Source organism: Stenotrophomonas sp. YAU14A_MKIMI4_1 (assembly GCF_003086855.1).
Classification (GTDB): domain Bacteria; phylum Pseudomonadota; class Gammaproteobacteria; order Xanthomonadales; family Xanthomonadaceae; genus Stenotrophomonas.
In genome coordinates, this window is sequence record NZ_CP025998.1 from 270,532 (window position 1) to 287,442 (window position 16,911).

At 67.5% G+C, this 16,911-nt stretch carries 15 protein-coding genes and 1 riboswitch; of the genes, 9 read left to right on the forward strand and 6 right to left on the reverse strand.

Features of this window, described 5'->3' with window-relative positions; all coding sequences use genetic code 11:
- Positions 1-572: 572 nt before the first annotated feature.
- A complete protein-coding gene (locus C1931_RS01140) occupies positions 573-1,340 on the reverse strand; it encodes a DUF2884 family protein (RefSeq protein WP_108755112.1) in 768 nt (255 codons plus the stop codon).
- 553 nt (positions 1,341-1,893) lie between these two features.
- Here C1931_RS01140 and C1931_RS01145 point away from each other — a divergent pair.
- Both C1931_RS01145 and C1931_RS01150 read left to right on the forward strand, forming a co-directional pair.
- Positions 1,894-4,278, forward strand: a complete 2,385-nt coding sequence (locus tag C1931_RS01145; RefSeq protein WP_108751839.1) for a ribonucleoside-diphosphate reductase subunit alpha — start codon at positions 1,894-1,896, stop codon at positions 4,276-4,278.
- Between the two features lie 119 nt (positions 4,279-4,397).
- Positions 4,398-5,417, forward strand: a complete 1,020-nt coding sequence (locus tag C1931_RS01150) for a ribonucleotide-diphosphate reductase subunit beta (protein WP_049433139.1) — start codon at positions 4,398-4,400, stop codon at positions 5,415-5,417.
- 56 nt (positions 5,418-5,473) lie between these two features.
- On the opposite strand, the gene C1931_RS01155 is transcribed toward C1931_RS01150, so the two are convergent.
- Positions 5,474-6,109 (reverse strand): LysE family translocator, encoded by a 636-nt coding sequence (locus C1931_RS01155; RefSeq protein WP_108755113.1) that lies wholly within the window; start codon positions 6,107-6,109, stop codon positions 5,474-5,476.
- A 91-nt stretch (positions 6,110-6,200) separates the two neighbouring features.
- Here C1931_RS01155 and C1931_RS01160 point away from each other — a divergent pair, with 91 nt between their 5' ends.
- The 3 genes from C1931_RS01160 to C1931_RS01170 all read left to right on the forward strand — a co-directional run bounded on the left by C1931_RS01160 (position 6,201) and on the right by C1931_RS01170 (position 8,723).
- Positions 6,201-6,605 (forward strand): acyl-CoA thioesterase, encoded by a 405-nt coding sequence (locus C1931_RS01160; protein ID WP_049433141.1) that lies wholly within the window; start codon positions 6,201-6,203, stop codon positions 6,603-6,605.
- Positions 6,606-6,648: 43 nt separating this feature from the next.
- Complete coding sequence (locus tag C1931_RS01165) at positions 6,649-7,455, forward strand: NAD-dependent protein deacetylase (protein ID WP_108755114.1); 807 nt, start codon at positions 6,649-6,651, stop codon at positions 7,453-7,455.
- A gap of 164 nt (positions 7,456-7,619) precedes the next feature.
- Positions 7,620-8,723, forward strand: coding sequence for an NADH:flavin oxidoreductase/NADH oxidase (locus C1931_RS01170; protein WP_108755115.1), 1,104 nt, complete (start codon positions 7,620-7,622; stop codon positions 8,721-8,723).
- 6 nt (positions 8,724-8,729) lie between these two features.
- Here C1931_RS01170 and C1931_RS01175 read toward each other — a convergent pair whose 3' ends face one another.
- Positions 8,730-9,641 (reverse strand): LysR family transcriptional regulator, encoded by a 912-nt coding sequence (locus C1931_RS01175; RefSeq protein WP_108755116.1) that lies wholly within the window; start codon positions 9,639-9,641, stop codon positions 8,730-8,732.
- A gap of 122 nt (positions 9,642-9,763) precedes the next feature.
- Between C1931_RS01175 and C1931_RS01180 the strand changes: the two genes are divergently transcribed.
- Positions 9,764-10,018 (forward strand): DUF2798 domain-containing protein, encoded by a 255-nt coding sequence (locus C1931_RS01180; protein WP_199912211.1) that lies wholly within the window; start codon positions 9,764-9,766, stop codon positions 10,016-10,018.
- 60 nt (positions 10,019-10,078) lie between these two features.
- A complete protein-coding gene (gene purU, locus C1931_RS01185) occupies positions 10,079-10,930 on the forward strand; it encodes a formyltetrahydrofolate deformylase (protein WP_108748124.1) in 852 nt (283 codons plus the stop codon).
- A gap of 220 nt (positions 10,931-11,150) precedes the next feature.
- On the opposite strand, the gene pncA is transcribed toward purU, so the two are convergent.
- From pncA to C1931_RS01200, 3 genes are all read right to left on the reverse strand, one after another.
- Positions 11,151-11,777 carry a bifunctional nicotinamidase/pyrazinamidase gene (gene pncA, locus C1931_RS01190; RefSeq protein WP_108755117.1) on the reverse strand — a complete coding sequence of 209 codons (627 nt, stop codon included), beginning with the start codon at positions 11,775-11,777 and terminating at the stop codon, positions 11,151-11,153.
- A gap of 56 nt (positions 11,778-11,833) precedes the next feature.
- The gene (locus tag C1931_RS01195) at positions 11,834-12,505 is read right to left on the reverse strand and encodes an epoxyqueuosine reductase QueH (RefSeq protein WP_108751847.1); all 672 of its coding nucleotides are present in this window, start codon (positions 12,503-12,505) and stop codon (positions 11,834-11,836) included.
- Between the two features lie 140 nt (positions 12,506-12,645).
- A riboswitch (cobalamin riboswitch) is annotated at positions 12,646-12,863 on the reverse strand.
- Positions 12,864-12,948: 85 nt separating this feature from the next.
- Positions 12,949-14,355 carry an FAD-binding oxidoreductase gene (locus tag C1931_RS01200; RefSeq protein ID WP_108755118.1) on the reverse strand — a complete coding sequence of 469 codons (1,407 nt, stop codon included), beginning with the start codon at positions 14,353-14,355 and terminating at the stop codon, positions 12,949-12,951.
- Positions 14,356-14,496: 141 nt separating this feature from the next.
- Here C1931_RS01200 and C1931_RS01205 point away from each other — a divergent pair, with 141 nt between their 5' ends.
- Positions 14,497-16,389: a patatin-like phospholipase family protein gene (locus C1931_RS01205; protein ID WP_108755119.1), complete on the forward strand. Its 1,893-nt coding sequence runs from the start codon at positions 14,497-14,499 to the stop codon at positions 16,387-16,389.
- Between the two features lie 43 nt (positions 16,390-16,432).
- On the forward strand, positions 16,433-16,870 hold the full coding sequence (locus tag C1931_RS01210) for a hypothetical protein (RefSeq protein ID WP_108755120.1): 438 nt from the start codon (positions 16,433-16,435) through the stop codon (positions 16,868-16,870).
- The last annotated feature ends 41 nt before the right edge of the window (positions 16,871-16,911 follow it).

Here is a 16,911-nt window from a genome sequence, read left to right on the forward strand (position 1 = left end):
TGGGGTCAGAGCCCTTTCGCACGCGAAAGGGATCCGACCCCGGTAGATCCACGCCATGCGTGGATGCTGTCCGCGATCCGCGTGATGGGGTCAGAGCCCTTTCGCGTGCGAAAGGGATCCGACCCCGGTAGATCCACGCCATGCGTGGATGCTGTCTGCGATCCACGTGATGGGGTCAGGGCCCTTTCGCACGCGAAAGGGATCCGACCCCGGTAGATCCACGCCATGCGTGGATGCTGTCTGCGACCCATGTGGTGGGGTCAGAGCCCTTTCGCACGCGAAAGGGATCCGACCCCGGTAGATCCACGCCATGCGTGGATGCTGTCTGCGATCCACGTGATGGGGTCAGGGCCCTTTCGCACGCGAAAGGGATCCGACCCCGGTAGATCCACGCCATGCGTGGATGCGCGGGATGGGGATCGCTCGACTCGTCTGTCGGCTCGACTCCGCAGATGCTTGCTTGACGGTCCCTCCACCCTGGCTCCTACATACCTCGTAGGAGCCGGCGGGAACATACAAGCTTGCTCGACTGCTTTCCGCGCGGTGCCAACGAGGGTCGAGCAAGCTCGACGCTACGGATCGCCGGCCACCTGCACGCCCTCGCTGCGTTCGATCAGCCGCAGCGGCTGCCCCTGGTAGCGCACCTCCAGAGCATCGTGGGCATCGGCCACGGCGGCCACCAGCGGGCACAGCGCCTGGGCGCTGGCCTCGATGCGCTCGGCGCGGCCTTCCAGCTGCTGTTCCATCTGCGCGTCCAGGCGGTCGGCGCGCTCCTCCATCGCCTCGCTGCGGCCGGTGACCATCTGCCAGAGCATGCTGCGGGCGATGGACGCGGACAGCGATTCGGCCATGTCCTGCACCCTGGCCTCGAAGCCCGGCCCGAACACCGCCTGTTCCCAGTAGCCCTTGCCCAGCGTGCCGCCGATCCAGTCATCGGCCTGCCGGCGCAGGCGCCGCACCTTGCGGCTGTTGGCGGTGCCGGTGAGGCCCTCATAGACCCCGTCGAGCACATCGAAGCTCAGTCCGCTCACTTCATGGGCCAGCGCCGTGGCCGCCGGCATCAGCTGCCGCGCCCCGGCCTCCATCTGCCGCAGGCGGGCGGCGTCGGCCTCGCTGACCGGCACGACCGTGTCGTCCAGGCTCAGCACGCCATCGTGGAACACCACCTCGTGCGGCGCCTGTGGGCCATGCCGCAGCCAGATGCCACCGCTGTCCACCAGCACGTCGTAGTCGGTGCGCATGCCGCACTGGTCCGAGCGCAGCTGCGGGGCGTCGCCGGCCATCACCGGGGCGGTGGCCAGACAGCCCAGCAGGGCCAGGGCGGGCAGGGTCAGGCGCATGGTGGAATCCTTTCCGGTCAGTGCAGGGTCCCAGCATCCCGTGCACAGAAGGCGACGTCACCGGCCGGAAGTCATTGCCCGATAGCCATCCATCCGGCCATACAGGCTTTCCCACCGACTGCCCACCACCTATCCACAGGGTTGTCCCTAGCCAGCTTCATCACTGTCATGTGAAGCTGTCATTGTTCCGTTTCCGCAGCACGTTGTACCGCCCTTGTGACGCCTTTCGGTATTGACTGCGCAGCCGGTTCCAGCAGGTCTGAAGCGTCCAAACGCGCCGCCGATGGCATGATCCTTGCGCCGCAAGGGATTACCCGATTTCACTACATTTGGCGTTGACGGCCCCCTCTACCCCCACTATCTTGTGGCCGTCGGTCGCAGCGACCCCAAGTGCCGGGGTCCCCGGCAGTAGCGTTCCGCGACCGTCACCGGCAGTGGCAGGCGCAGGGTCTCAATCCCTGCGACGCCCTCCTGCCACTCTGGGGCGTCAGGTCCCAGGTCGCGTCACCCCGATGCATCGAGCACCCCCAATCACGCCAAGAGGACATACGCCGTGACCACCGAATCCAGCGCCACCATCGAAAAGGAAAGCGAATTCCTGTTGACGTCGCCGCCGACGTCCAACGCGATGAGCGTGACCAAGCGCAACGGCACGACCGAGCTGGTGGATCTGAACAAGATCGTGCGCGCGGTGCAGCGTTCCTCCGAAGGCCTGCACGCGGTCGATCCGATGCGCGTGGCCACCCGCACCATCTCCGGCCTGTACAACGGCGCCACCACCCGCGAACTGGACGAACTGTCCATCCGCACCGCCGCCCTGCTGATCGGTGAAGAGCCCGAGTACGGCCGCCTTGCGGCGCGCCTGCTGGCCAACTACATCGCCAAGGAAGTGTCGGGCCAAGAAATCTACGCCTTCTCGCAGTCGGTCAGCCGTGGCCACGAAGTGGGCCTGATCAACGACCGCCTGCTGAACTTCGTGCAGACCAACGCGCGCAAGCTCAACGATGCCATCGACATCTCGCTGGACCTGAACTTCGATTACTTCGGCCTGCGTACGCTGTACGACCGCTACCTGCTGCGCCACCCGCACACCCGCAAGGTGATCGAGACCCCGCAGCAGTTCTTCCTGCGCATCGCCAGCGCGCTGAGCGAGGACGTGTCCGAGACCCTGGCGCTGTACAAGCGCATGGGCAACCTGGACTACCTGCCGTCCAGCCCGACCCTGTTCAATTCCGGCACCACCCACGAGCAGCTGTCCTCGTGCTTCCTGCTGGATTCGCCGCAGGATTCGCTGGAATCGATCTATTCCAAGTACGGCGACATCGCCCAGCTGTCCAAGTTCTCCGGCGGCATCGGCGTCAGCTACACCCGCGTGCGTTCGCGTGGTTCGCTCATCAAGTCCACCAACGGCCATTCCAACGGCATCGTGCCGTGGCTGAAGACCATGGATTCGTCCGTGGCCGCAGTGAACCAGGGCGGCAAGCGCAAGGGCGCGGCCTGCGTGTACCTGGAAACCTGGCACGCCGACATCGAGGACTTCCTGGAGCTGCGTGACAACACCGGTGACGAAGCCCGCCGTACCCACAACCTGAACCTGGCCAACTGGGTGCCGGACCTGTTCATGAAGCGCGTCGAGGCCGACCAGGAATGGTCGCTGTTCGATCCGCGCGTCGTGCCGGAGTTCACCGACCTGTTCGGCGAAGCCTTCGAACAGGCCTACGTGCAGGCCGAAGCGCAGGGCAAGGCCAACCGCACCATCTCGGCGCGCAAGCTGTACGCCCGCATGATGCGTACCCTGGCCGAGACCGGCAACGGCTGGATGACCTTCAAGGACAAGTGCAACCGCGCCAGCAACCAGACGCTGCGCCCGGGCAACGTGATCCACCTGTCCAACCTGTGCACGGAAATCCTGGAAGTCACGTCCAACGATGAAACCGCGGTGTGCAACCTGGGTTCGATCAACCTGGGCAACCACTTCGACGAGCACAACGAGTTCGACTTCGAGAAGCTGGCCGAGACCGTGCGCCTGGCCGTGCGCCAGCTCGACCGCGTGATCGACCTGAACTTCTACCCGATCGAAACCGCCCGCCGCGCCAACCTGCGCTGGCGTCCGGTCGGCCTGGGCTGCATGGGCCTGCAGGACGTGTTCTTCCGCAAGCGCCTGCCGTTCGACAGCGCCGAAGCCCGCGCCCTGTCGAAGAAGATCGCCGAAACGATCTACTTCCACGCCCTGGAAACCTCCTCGGAGCTGGCCCAGGAACGCGGCAAGCACCCGTCGTTCAACGACACCCGTGCCGCCAGCGGCGAACTGCAGTTCGACGCCTGGAACGTGGTGCCCGAAGACACCGCGCGCTGGGATGCCCTGCGCGAGCGCATCAAGGAACACGGCCTGCGCAACTCGCTGATGATCGCGATTGCCCCGACCGCCACCATTGCCTCGATCGCCGGTTGCTACGAGTGCGTGGAACCGCAGGTGTCCAACCTGTTCAAGCGCGAAACCCTGTCCGGTGACTTCCTGCAGGTCAACCGCTACCTGGTGAACGAACTGAAGAAGCTGGGCCTGTGGACCGCCGACATGCGCGATGCCATCAAGCTGGCCGAAGGTTCCATCGCCGGCGTTGCGCAGATTCCCGAAGCCCTGCGCCAGGTCTACCGCACCGCATGGGAACTGCCGATGCGTTCGCTGATCGACATGGCCGCCGAGCGTGGCGCCTTCATCGACCAGTCGGCCTCGCTCAACCTGTTCATGGAAAGCCCGAACATCGGTGCGATGTCGTCCATGTACATGTACGCGTGGAAGCAGGGCGTCAAGACCACCTACTACCTGCGCTCGCGTCCGGCCACCAAGATCGCCAAGACCACGGTCAGCACCTACACCCCGACCGAAGCGGTGGCCTGCTCGCTGGAAAACCCGGAAGCCTGCGAGGCGTGCCAATAACACACCGCGCCGTAGGTGCCGACCGTTGGTCGGCACTCATGCTCGGCTGCACCACGGAAACACCAAGGTAGCGCCGGGCCATGCCCGGCGTTTTGACCCGAGAATTCAAGGAAACACCCATGGCCGACAAGCCCAAGCAGATGCTGCTCGATCCCGGTTTTGAACTGACCCTGCGCCCGATGCGCTACCCGCAGTTCTATGACATGTACCGGAACGCGATCAAGAACACCTGGACGGTGGAAGAGATCAACTTCCAGATCGACATCACCGACCTGCACAGCAAGATGTCGCCGGGTGAGCGCCACCTGATCCACCGCTTGGTTGCGTTCTTCGCCACCGGCGATTCGATCGTGTCCAACAACCTGGTGCTGAACCTGTACCAGCACTTGAACGCGCCCGAAGCGCGCATGTACCTGTCGCGCCAGCTGTACGAAGAAGCGCTGCACGTGCAGTTCTACCTGACCCTGCTCGACAACTATCTGCCGGACCCGGAAGAGCGCGTCAAAGCCTTCGCCGCGGTGGAAAACATCGACTCGATCAAGAAGAAGGCCGACTTCTGCTTCAAGTGGATCGACTCGATCCAGGACCTCAAGCGCATCGAGACCCGTGCCGAGCGCCGCCAGTTCCTGCTGAACCAGATCTGCTTTGCCGCGTGCATCGAAGGCCTGTTCTTCTTCGCCGCCTTCGCCTACGTGTACTACTTCCGTTCGCGCGGCCTGCTGCCGGGCCTGGCCTCGGGCACCAACTGGGTGTTCCGCGACGAGAGCGCGCACATGGACTTCGCGTTCGAATCGGTGCGCGTGGTGCGTGAGGAAGAACCGGACCTGTTCGACGAGGAAATGAAGCAGCAGGTCTACGACATGCTGGCCGAAGCCATCGAATGCGAAGTGCAGTTCGCCGAGGACGTGCTGTCCGGCGGCGTGGCGGGCATTTCCACCCGCGACATGCGCCAGTACCTGCAGCATTGTGCCGACCAGCACTTCGCCAAGCTGGGCATGGAAAAGAAGTACAACGTGCGCAACCCGCTGCCGTTCATGGAACTGCAGGACGTGCAGGAGCTGACCAACTTCTTCGAACGCCGCGTCTCGGCCTACCAGGTGGGCGTGCAGGGCGAAGTCGCCTTCGACATGAACTTCTGATCGAAGAAGTCATCCCGGTTGCAACGAAGAACCCCGGCCAACGCCGGGGTTTTTTGTTACCGCCGCCCTTCCACCGCCATCCGCACCGCCAGCCCGGCCAGCACCGTGCCCATCAGCCAGCGCTGCGCGGCCTGCCAGCTCGGCCGTGCGGCCAGGAACGTGGCAATGCTGCCGGCCATCAGCACGATCACCGTGTTCACCGCCAGGCTGACCGAGATCTGGGTAAAGCCCAGCACCAGCGATTGTGCCAGCACGCTGCCGTGGCCGTCCGGGTGCAGGAACTGCGGCAGCAGGGACAGGTACATTACCGCGATCTTCGGGTTCAGCAGATTGGTCAGAAAGCCCATCGTGAACAGCCTGCGCGGGCTGTCGGCGGGCAGCGCGTGCACCGCGAACGGCGAGCGCCCGCCCGGCTTCACCGCCTGCCACGCCAGATACAGCAGGTAGAGTGCACCGCCCAGGCGCAGCGCGTCATACGCCAGCGGAATGGTCATCAGCAGCGCAGTGATGCTCAGCGCCGCGCATAGCATGTAGAAGACGAAGCCCGCCGCCACGCCGCCCAGCGACACCAGCCCGGCACGGCGGCCCTGGCAGATCGAGCGCGAGACCAGATAGACCATGTTCGGGCCTGGGGTGAGGACCATGCCCAGCGACAGCAGGGCGAACGCGAGCAGGTCGGAAGCGGCGGGCATGGGCGGTCCGTGCGGTGGGCGTGGCGCAGTGTAGCCCCGGCCGCTCGGGCCTGCCTTAAAATTGCCGCACCCCCACACCCTGGCCACCGCCATGACCCCCATCGTCGAAACCGTGCCGCCCATCGAAGTGCGCATGGCCGAAATCGTCTTCCCCAACCACACCAACCACATGGGCACCCTGTTCGGTGGCCAGGCGCTGGCCTGGATGGACAAGGCTGCCTTCCTGGCCGCCGCCCGCTATTCGCGCCGCACCGTGGTGACCGCGCGCAGCGACCAGGTCGATTTCAAGCTGCCCATCCGCATCGGCCAGATGGTGGAAACCATCGGTCGCATCGTGGAAGTGGGCCGCAGTTCGATGAAGGTGGAAGTGGAGCTGATTGCCGAAGACCTGCACAGCGGCGAGCGCAAGCTGTGCACCCGCGGCCACTTCGTGATGATCGCGCTGGGCGAAGACGGCCAGCCGACCGCCGTGCCGCGCCTGCCCGAGGCCGTCTGAACCGGCGCTTGCGGGGGCGCCGCCGCGCCCCCATCTGGTCGGCATGACCCCGCCGCTGACCGATTTCATCGACCGCGCCCAGCGCCTGTTCGTGCTCACCGGCGCCGGTTGCAGCACTGCCTCGGGCATTCCCGATTACCGGGATACCGACGGCCAGTGGAAGCGCACCCCGCCGGTGACCTACCAGGCCTTCATGGGCGAGGCGGCCACCCGCCAGCGCTACTGGGCGCGTAGCCTGCTGGGCTGGCCGCGCTTCGGCCTGGCCCTGCCCAACGGTACCCACCAGGCGCTGGCCGCGCTGGAAGCACGCGGCACCCTGCAGGTGCTGCTGACCCAGAACGTGGATGGCCTGCACCAGCGCGCCGGCAGCACGAACGTGATCGATCTGCACGGGCGGCTGGACCTGGTGCGCTGCATGGGCTGCGAACGCCGCAGCGGGCGCGAGGATTTCCAGCAGCGCCTGCTGGACGCCAACCCGGGCTGGGACGCGCTGGAGGCCGGCATCGCGCCCGATGGCGATGCGGATCTGGAGACCGATTTTTCCGCGTTCGTGGTGCCGGACTGCCCGTACTGCGGCGGCCTGCTGAAGCCAGATGTCGTCTTCTTCGGCGAAAACGTGCCGCGCGAACGGGTAGCGGCGGTGCATGAGCACCTGCAGCAGGCCGATGCGGTGCTGGTGGTGGGCTCCTCGCTGATGGTCTATTCCGGCTTCCGCTTCGTGCAGGCCGCGGCCAAGGCCGGCCTGCCGGTGGCCGCACTGAACCGCGGCCGCACCCGTGCCGACGACCTGCTGCAGTTCAAGGATGAACGCGACTGCGCCGAGGCCCTGGCCGGCTTCGTCAGCCGGTAGCGCCGGGCCATGCCCGGCGAGCGCGCAGCGCGGCCGCCGTTGCCCGCCGGGCATGGCCCGGCGCTACCGATCACGCCCCCTGCGAAACAGCGATCCATCCAGACGGTTGATCCGCAGGCCGTGCAGCGGTGCAATACGCACCCCCTCCGCATGTCGCTATCGCCTTGAGCCAGTTGTTCTCGCCGGTCACCCTCGGCCCGCTTACCCTGTCCAACCGCATCGTGATCGCGCCGATGTGCCAGTACTCCGCCGAAGACGGCCGCGCCAGCGACTGGCATGCCCAGCACCTGGGCAGCCTGGCGCAGTCCGGCGCCGGCCTGCTGATCCTGGAAGCGACCGCAGTGGAACCGCGCGGGCGCATCAGCTATGCCGACCTGGGGCTGTGGGACGACGGTACCGAAGCGGCGCTGGCGCAGGTGCGGGCCAGCGTGCGGCGCTGGTCGCCGATGCCGCTGGGCATCCAGCTCGGCCACGCCGGCCGCAAGGCCTCCACCGCACGCCCGTGGGACGGCGGCCGCCAGCTGCCGGCCGACGATGCCCGTGGCTGGCCCACCGTGGCGCCGTCGCCGCTGCCGTTCCATGCCAACGACCCGGCCCCGCAGGCGCTGGATGAAGCCGGCATTGCCGAGGTGGTGGCCGCCTTTGCCGCCAGCGCCGTGCGCGCCGAGCGCCTGGGCTTCGAGCTGATCGAAATCCACGCCGCCCACGGCTACCTGCTGCACCAGTTCCTGTCGCCGCTCAGCAACCGCCGCACCGACGGCTACGGCGGCTCGCTGCCGAACCGCCTGCGCCTGCTGGTGGAAGTGTTCGACGCGGTGCGTGAAGCGGTGTCGGACAAGGTGTCGGTGGGCGTGCGCATTTCCGCCAACGACTGGGTCGAAGGCGGCTGGGACGTGGTGCAGAGCGAAGCCCTGGCACAGGTGCTGGACGCGCGCGGCTGCAACTTCCTGCACGTGTCCAGCGGCGGCCTGGACGAGCGCCAGAAGATCAGCGTGGGCCCGGGCTACCAGGTGCCGTTCGCCGCGGCCATCAAGGCCAAGAAGCTGCGCATGCCGGTCATCGCGGTGGGCCTGATCACCGAGCCGGAACAGGCCGAATCGATCCTGCGCCACAACCAGGCCGATGCCATCGCCCTGGCCCGCGGCATCCTGTACGACCCGCGTTGGCCGTGGCATGCCGCTGCCGCGCTGGGCGACAGCGTGGTGCCGGCGCCGCAGTACCTGCGCTGCGAACCGCGCGAAGCGCGCAACGTGTTCCGCCCGCGCTGAGGCCGGTCACACCTGCCAGGCCGGCGGCAGGCCGGCCTGCAGGTGCTCGAACAGGGCGCGGATGCGCGCGGTGAAGTCGCGCCGGTCGCTTACACAGAAGAACACCTCCATCGGCTCCGGCTGCCACGCGCTGGCCGGGCCGAACACCGTCTGCAGCCGGCCATCGCGCAGGTACGGGTCGGCCACGAAGGCGGCCAGCCGGGTGATGCCGGCACCGGCGGCGGCCAGCTCGGCCAGCGCGTCGATGTCATCGCAGACCATGCTGGGCGGCAGCGCCGCGTCCACCCGCGTATCGCCACGCCGCAGGCCCCAGCGCAGCGGCCGGCCATCGGTGGGGAAGCGGTGCAGCAGGCCGCGATGCTGCTGCAGCTCGGCCGGTTCCTGCGGCATGCCGTGCGCGGCCAGGTAGGCCGGGGCGGCGCAGAACAGGAATGGAATGCGCGCCAGCGGCCGCGCCACCAGCCCATCTTCCAGCTGCGCGCCGATGCGCAGGCTGACATCCACCGTTTCCGGACCGTGCTGTACCGCGCGATCACTCAGGCGCAGTTCCAGCTGCAGTTGCGGATAGCGCTGCTGCAGCGACGGCAGCAGCGGCGCCAGCACATGGCGGCCGAAGGCGCGGCTGCTGGCAATGCGCAGCGGCCCACTGGGCACGATGTCGTCGGCGGTCACCAGCGCCTGCGCACGGGCCAGGTCGGCCTCGATGTGCTGCACCTGGGCCAGGTACAGCGCCCCGGCCTCGCTCAGGGCCAGTTGCCGCGTGCTGCGGTTGAGCAGGCGCACGCCCAGGTGGGTTTCCAGGCGCTGGATGTTCTGGCCCACGGCGGTGGCACTGATACCCAGGCTGCGCGCGGCCGCGGCAATGCTGCCGGTCTGCGCGGTGCGGGTGAAGCTGCGGATGAGCTGCAACAGGTTCATGACCGGCCAGCTTGCCACGGAAACCAGCAAGCGTGGCTTGGGTCTGCGCCAAGCGCGGCGGGGCTGTGCACAGGCCGCCGCACCGCTAGCCTGCCGGCCCACTTCACCCGATGCGATGTGCGATGGCCCACCCCCGATCTTTCCGCTGGAAGCTGCACGCCCGCAGTACGCCGTTCGTGTTCGCCTTCTTCATGGCCAGCCTGATGGCGCTGCTGATGTGCCTGGTCATCACCGCGGCCAACGCCGGGCTGGGCAGCGGCTACCTGGCGCGGGTGCTGGCGGCCTACCAGATGGCCATGCCGGTGGCGTTCTGTGGTGTGCTGCTGGTGCGCCCGCTGGTGGTGCGCCTGGTGGCGTTGACGGTGCATCCGCATTGAAGATCGGTTGCATCTGACAGCATTGTGCACCGCCGCAGGGTGCTGCCCTAAACTTGGGCCATGCGACCCGATTCCATTCTTACCCTGTCCTGTCCCGACCGCACCGGCATCGTCTATCGCGTGTCGGGGCTGCTGTTCGACCACGGCTGCAACATCCTCGACGCCCAGCAGTTCGGCGATGAAGAGAGCGGCCGTTTCTTCCTGCGGGTGCACTTCGACCGTGACGCCGGCCTGCCGCTGGACACGGTGCATGGCGCCATGGCCGCGCTCGCCGCCGATTTCGGCATGGACTGGCAGCTGCACGACGGCCGCCGCCGCGCGCGCCTGCTGGTGCTGGTCAGCAAGCAGGGGCATTGCCTGAACGACCTGCTGTTCCGCGCACACAGTGGGCAGCTGAAGGTGGATATCGCCGCGGTGGCGTCCAACCACGCCGACTTCGCGCCGCTGGCCGCGTCCTACCAGGTGCCGTTCCACCACCTGCCGGTGAACGCGGAAACGCGCGCGGTGCAGGAACAGCAGATCATCGATCTGGTCGAGCGTGAGCGCATCGACCTGGTGGTGCTGGCGCGCTACATGCAGATTCTGTCGCCCACCCTGTGCCGCGCGCTGGCTGGCCGTGCGATCAACATCCACCACAGCTTCCTGCCCAGCTTCAAGGGCGCGCAGCCGTACCACCAGGCGCACGCGCGCGGGGTCAAGATCATCGGCGCCACCGCGCACTACGTGACCGAAGACCTGGACGAAGGCCCGATCATCGAACAGGACGTGGCCCGCGTGGACCACGCCATGACCCCGCGCGATCTGGTGCGGCTGGGCAGCGATACCGAATCGCAGGTGCTGGCGCGTGCCGTGCGCCGCCATGTCGAACACCGCATCCTGTTGAACGGGCACCGCACGGTGGTGTTCCGCTGACAGCGGGCTGCGTGGCCGCCGGGCATGGCCCGGCGCTACCGGTCATCCGTTGCCTTCCCGCTTTCATCCAATGAAAAAGCCCCCGGTTCGGCCGTCCCGCGATCTGTAGGGGGGCGTAGTTGGGGGGCGGGATGAATCCATTGTGTTGCCGTGGGCAGGAGCGCGCAAGCGGCATAAGCGACGTGCGCGGTAGCGCCGGGCCATGCCCGGCGGGCGCACCTCAGATGACCGCAATCCCTGCCTTGCCCAAGGCCTCGCGCACCATCGCGTCGTTGGCATCGGTCACCGGCTTGGTCAGCTCCCACAGGAACTTCACCCGGAATCCGGCCTTGGCCGCGTCCTGCGCGCTCCACAGTACGCAGTAGTCGCGCGCCAGGCCGCACACGTGCACTTCGCGGATACGCCGCTCATGCAGCCAGCCGGCCAGGCCGGTGGCCGGGCGATCACCATCGGGCCCGTGGTTTTCGCGGAAGGCGCTGTACGAATCCACCTGCGAGCGGGTGCCCTTGCGCAGGATCAGGTCGGCCACGTTCCAGTCCACGCCCGGGTGCAGCGCGGCGCCGTCGCTGCCCTGCACGCAGTGGTCGGGCCACAGCGTCTGCGGCTGCGCGTGCAGCAGGATGGACTCGAACGGGCGCGTGCCCGGGTGCTGGCTGGCAAACGAGGCATGTCCGGCCGGGTGCCAGTCCTGGGTGGCCACCACCGTGCGATAGCGGCGCTGGGCCAGCAGCTCGGCAATCGGTGCCACCAGCGCATCGCCGTCGGCGCAGGCCAGCGCACCACCGGGCATGAAGTCCGGCTGCAGGTCGATCACCAGCAGGGCGACATCGGCGGGCAGGACGGTCATGGCAGTTCCACTACAACAGAAGGGGGCGACCAGCGTGGCCGCCCCGTAAGCGCGCGTCAATCGCCCTTGGGCGCTTCCGCATCCTGCCCGTAGTACAGCAGGCCGATCTTGATGCGCTCGCGGCCGGTTTCGCGGCGGTGGCGGTTGGCATCGCGCAGCGAGTACACGCAGCCGCAGTATTCCTGCTGGTAGAACTGCTCGCGCTTGCTGATTTCCACCATGCGGCTGGCGCCGCCGCCCTTGCGCCAGTTGTAGTCCCAGTACTGCAGGCCTTCGTAGCGCGACGCGGCGCGGATGCCGCAGTCATTGATCTGCGCCATGTTCTTCCAGCGCGAGATACCCAGCGACGAACTGATGGTGTCGTAGCCGTGCTCGTGCGCGTACAGCGCGGTGCGCTCGAAGCGCATATCGAAGCACATGGTGCAGCGGATACCGCGCTCCGGCTCATTCTCCATGCCACGCGCGCGGCTGAACCAGTTGTCGGTGTCGTAGTCGCAGTCGATGAACGGAATGCCGTGCTGCTCGGCGAAGCGGATGTTTTCCTGTTTGCGCAGCTCGTATTCCTTCACCGGGTGGATGTTGGGGTTGTAGAAGAAGATCGCGTAATCGATCCCGGAGGCGGTGATCGCCTCCATCACTTCACCCGAACACGGGGCACAGCAGGAATGCAGCAGCAGGCGCTTGCCGTCGGCGGGCAGGGTCAGGGTGGGGCGTTGAAGCTCGGTCATCGTCGGGTGCGTGGCAGCGTGGGGAACGGATCGGGCCGGACACCGTGAACAGGACGCACGCGGCCACAGCGCCCGCGCGCGCAGGACGACGATGGCCCCGGCACCCTCCCCGCGGAGAGTCCAGGTCGAATCAGGGGACGGTCGTGTCCCCCGGCCGGGGCCGGTATTCGGGCTGATGGACACGGGCCGCAGCCCACCTACTCCCTGCCGCTTCCCAGGCGTGCGCCCAGTGCTGTTGGCAGGCTTCGTTTCCATTCACCGCTGCGGGGCAGCTCCGGAATGGGCGCGCCAGGCGCCTTCACCGGATTCCCGTTTAAATCCCTCCCTGCGCGTGAGCGCCTGGAGGGATACCTTCGGCGCGCCCACGGTGGACGCGTTGGTCGCGCCGGTCAAGGGGGTTGGGGTCAGAGCCCGTTGCGCTGCAACGGGCTCTGACCCCATTGCTACGGCGTCGCCAGGTAGCGTTGCCAAAGATGGTTCACCAACTGCATCTGCGGGTCGTACTGGCGCTTGGCTTCAACGAATCGCTGCCACTGCGGGTAGGCGCGGCGGAACTGTTCGCGGGTGGCATGCGGGCGATAGGGCAGGTAGTAGCTGCCGCCGCAGTCCAGCGCGGCATCGATCAGTGCCCGCGTCCAGCCGGTGGCCAGGGTGTCGCTCCAGGGGAAGCGTCGCTGCTTGTGGTACAGCACGAAGCAGAACACCTCCTGGCGCGCCCACGCCAGCAGCGAAGTGGTATCGGCCGGCGCGTGGCGGATCGACACGTTCAGTGCGTCCACGTGGTGGTGCTGCAGGATCGCCGCCATGCGCGTGGCGAACGCCTGGAACTGCCGCACCGGAATGAAGTACTCCTGCAGCAGGTAGGTGGACATGGCGCGCGTGCGCGGCTCCAGCGAGGCCACGTCCAGGCTCGCTTCCAGGTTGCGGTGGATCACCCGAGGCTGCTGCAGCTGCTTCTGCACCACCGAACTGTCGCGCAGCTGCGCGCCGCCTGGCAGTTCGGACACCGCCCAGATCATGTTCTGTTCGTAGGCATAGCGGTCGCCCACCGGCACCAGCCGGCGGGTGTCGGTCAACGCGGCGCTGCTGCGGCGCCAGGTCACCGTTACCGGGGCATCGAAACGCGGCGGCAGTAGATCGGCGTTGTGCATCAGCGCATCGCCGCGCGACTGCACGTGGTCGGCGAACCACTGCGGGTAGTCGGCCAGCGCGACGCGTTGCATGTGCCGCGCCATGCGTGTGTTGTCGGCCAGTTCCAGTTCCACCTCGCTCACCACGGCCAGCAGCCCGTAGCCGCCGATCACCGCCGCGAACAGCTCCGGGTGCTGGCTGCGCGATGTTTCCAGTACCTCGCCCGAACGCAGTACCACCTGCAATGCGCGGATCGTCGCGGCCAGGCTGCCGTTGCCGACGTAGCGGCCATGGCAGTTCACGCCGACCGAGCCGCCCACGGTGAAGCTGCTGAAACTCTGCATCACCTTCACCGACAGGTCGTGCGGGTCCAGCAGCGCCTGCAGTTCCCGCCAGCGCATGCCGGCCTGCACGCGCACTACTTTGCCCGGCACATCCAGCCGCAGCAGCCGGTTGTGGCCGGTCATGTCCAGCTGCAGGGCGCCATCGGCGCTGGTCTGCCCGCCCTTGCTGAAGCGGCCACCGGCCACGCAGACCGGGCCACGGTGGCGCTGCAGGGCGTCTACCAGTAAGCGCTGTCCGTCGACGCGGGTAATGCCCGCCAAGGCGGTGGGCTCGAGCTGGCTGATGTCGTTGCCAGTGAGTGCCTGCCCGGGTGAACAGGCGGTGGCCGCCGCAGCGGCGCCGCAGCCGGCAATGAAGGCGCGTCGGGTGGTCATGGGCAGTCCCTGCAGTCCGCTTCCTGGCCGCAGTGTGCATGCGGCACGGCGCCCGGCCAAGGGGGAATCGCGCTGACTGCGTAGCGGTTCTCAGGCCCTGAGAAGCCCCTGCGCCATACTGGAACCCACGCGGTGGACGGCATGCACGGGGGCAGGGCAGTGGCGGACAAATATTGCGATCTGGTCATGAAAGGCGGCATCACCAGCGGCATCGTGTATCCCAACGCGGTGCTGGCGCTGGCCCAGCAGTACCGCTTCAAGAGCATCGGCGGCACCTCGGCCGGGGCGATTGCCGCGGCGGTGGCTGCAGCGGCCGCGTATGGCGACCGCCGCCAGCAGGCCGGCGAAACGCTGCCCGGTGAGGCGGGCTACGGTGGGCTGTCGGCGGTGTCAACGCAGTTGTCGCGGCGCGGCTTCATCTACGGGTTGTTCCAGCCCGCGCGCGGCGCGCGTTCGGCGTACCGGTTGCTGGTAGTGCTGACCGGCAAGGCGCGCTGGCCGCGCAAGCTGCTGTGCCTGGCCGTGGCCGTGTTCACCATCGCGCCGCTGGAAGTGCTGGTGTCGCTGGCCCTGCTGCTGGCGCTGGGCGGCTGGGGCGGCGGCTGGAGCGGTGTGGCGGCTACCCTGCTGCCGTCGCTGCTGTGCGCCTATGGCGCCGGTGTGGCCGGTGCAGCGCTGCGCGTGGCGCGGGTGGCGCGGCGCAACCTGCTGGGCCTGTGCAGTGGGCTGGGGCGCGATCCGCAGACCCCGGCGCTGACCGACTGGCTGCACGCGCGCCTGCAGCAGTTGGCGGGCAAGCCGCTGGACGCTCCGCTCACCTTCGCCGATCTGCACGATGCACCGCGTTATGCCGGCGAACCGCACAGCCCGCAGGCCATCAGCCTGCAGATGATCACCACCTGTGTGTCCCACAACGAACCGCGCACCCTGCCGTTGGGCGGGGCGCAGTTCTGGTTCCTGCGCGAGGAATTCGCCCAGTTGTTCCCGGCCAGCGTGGTGGATTGGCTGGTGCAGCAGGCCGGTGCGCCGCTGCAGGTGGACGGGCGCCAGTACTACCATCTGCCGCAGGGCGCGCAGTTGCCGGTGCTGGTGGCCACACGCATGAGCCTCAGCTTCCCGCTGCTGATCAGCGCCGTGCCGCTGCACGAACCGGCCCGCCGCGAGCGCCGCTGCGAACCGGCGGCAGCGCCGGCCACGCAGGAGCACAGCGTGGCCGACAGCATGGAAGGGCTGACCAGCGCCGGCCAGGCATGCGGCCCGGTGATCACCGCCTTCCGCGTGTGCTGGTTCTCCGATGGCGGCATCAGCAGCAACTTCCCCATCCACCTGTTCGACGCGGCAATGCCGCGCTGGCCCACGTTCGCCATCAACCTGGTGTACCCGCAGCACGCCGAAGAAGTGAGCCACGGCGGCAGTACGCGCGCGGCCCTGGAAAAGTCAGTGTTCCTGCCCACCGGCAACCGCCATGGCTGGCAGCGCCACTACCAGTCCATTGCCACGCCGCTGGCTGCCGGTGAACTGGGTCGCTTCCTGTTCGCCGTGGTGGCCACCATGCAGAACTGGCGCGACCTGCTGCAGGCGCGCGCGCCCGGCTACCGCGACCGCATCGTGCACGTCAGCCTGCAGGGCGACGAAGGCGGCATGAACCTGGACATGCCGCAGGACGTGCTGACCCGCATTGCCGACAAGGGCAGCCTGGCTGGCGCGCGCTTCTGTGCATTCTCGTTCGAGAACCACTACTGGATCCGCTGGCGCAACCTGGCCTCGGCCTACCAGCGCTACACGCTGGAAGTGGCGCGCACCGACGACCCAGCGCAGCAGGTATTGGCCTACCGTGCCGCCTATTCCACCGTTGCCGTGGGTGAGCCGGTGCCGCCGTCGTACAAGCTGGGGTCGGAAGACAAGCGCCAGGCGTCGCAGCAGTTGTGGGGGCTGATGGTGGAACAGGGCCGCACCTGGGAAGACCTGGGCCCGGACCTGACCGAAGGCGCACCGCGTCCGCTGCCGCAGATGAAGGTGACACCGATCTACTGAGCGCGATCGATACAATCGTGCTTCATGCTGCAAGGAGCATTGGATGTCTGCCCGCCAGGAACTGCTGGAACTGCTTGAACGCCTTGATGCCCGCGACCCGGAGCACCTGCCGGTGGTGCCACTGGCCGCGTACTTCGAAGGCAATGATTTCGAAGAATGCATCGCGCCCAACCAATGGGGTTTCGGCCGCCCGCCGATTGCCGAGCTGTACGCGCGCCTGGCCGCGATTGCCGAAAAGCCCGAAGTGGAAGGCGTGTATGTCGGCCTGCACCAGGACTGGGGCAGCGCATTGGAAGACGACAGCGAATGGCCTGCCGCCGAGAACGTGCATGTGCTGACCCGCGCCGACGTCGAGACCGTAGAAGGTTGGCTGCAGGGTCTGGAATGCGACGGTGTGGGCGAAGGCTGGCCCTACGGCCAGCACATCGACGCCCCCGTACCCTCGGAAGGCCACCGCGTGCTGACCGTGTATTGGGATTAGTAGATCCACGCCATGCGTGGATGCATTCCGCGCACGGCCAG

Coding starts and splice junctions, on each gene's coding strand:
- C1931_RS01155 (WP_108755113.1), bottom strand. CDS start 6,109: ATGCCCGCCGCTTCCGACCTGCTCGCGTTCGCCCTGCTGTCGCTGGGC.
- C1931_RS01180 (WP_199912211.1), top strand. CDS start 9,764: ATGGCCCACCCCCGATCTTTCCGCTGGAAGCTGCACGCCCGCAGTACG.
- C1931_RS01165 (WP_108755114.1), top strand. CDS start 6,649: ATGACCCCGCCGCTGACCGATTTCATCGACCGCGCCCAGCGCCTGTTC.
- C1931_RS01160 (WP_049433141.1), top strand. CDS start 6,201: ATGACCCCCATCGTCGAAACCGTGCCGCCCATCGAAGTGCGCATGGCC.
- C1931_RS01205 (WP_108755119.1), top strand. CDS start 14,497: ATGCACGGGGGCAGGGCAGTGGCGGACAAATATTGCGATCTGGTCATG.
- C1931_RS01195 (WP_108751847.1), bottom strand. CDS start 12,505: ATGACCGAGCTTCAACGCCCCACCCTGACCCTGCCCGCCGACGGCAAG.
- C1931_RS01140 (WP_108755112.1), bottom strand. CDS start 1,340: ATGCGCCTGACCCTGCCCGCCCTGGCCCTGCTGGGCTGTCTGGCCACC.
- C1931_RS01200 (WP_108755118.1), bottom strand. CDS start 14,355: ATGACCACCCGACGCGCCTTCATTGCCGGCTGCGGCGCCGCTGCGGCG.
- pncA (WP_108755117.1), bottom strand. CDS start 11,777: ATGACCGTCCTGCCCGCCGATGTCGCCCTGCTGGTGATCGACCTGCAG.
- C1931_RS01150 (WP_049433139.1), top strand. CDS start 4,398: ATGGCCGACAAGCCCAAGCAGATGCTGCTCGATCCCGGTTTTGAACTG.
- purU (WP_108748124.1), top strand. CDS start 10,079: ATGCGACCCGATTCCATTCTTACCCTGTCCTGTCCCGACCGCACCGGC.
- C1931_RS01210 (WP_108755120.1), top strand. CDS start 16,433: ATGTCTGCCCGCCAGGAACTGCTGGAACTGCTTGAACGCCTTGATGCC.
- C1931_RS01175 (WP_108755116.1), bottom strand. CDS start 9,641: ATGAACCTGTTGCAGCTCATCCGCAGCTTCACCCGCACCGCGCAGACC.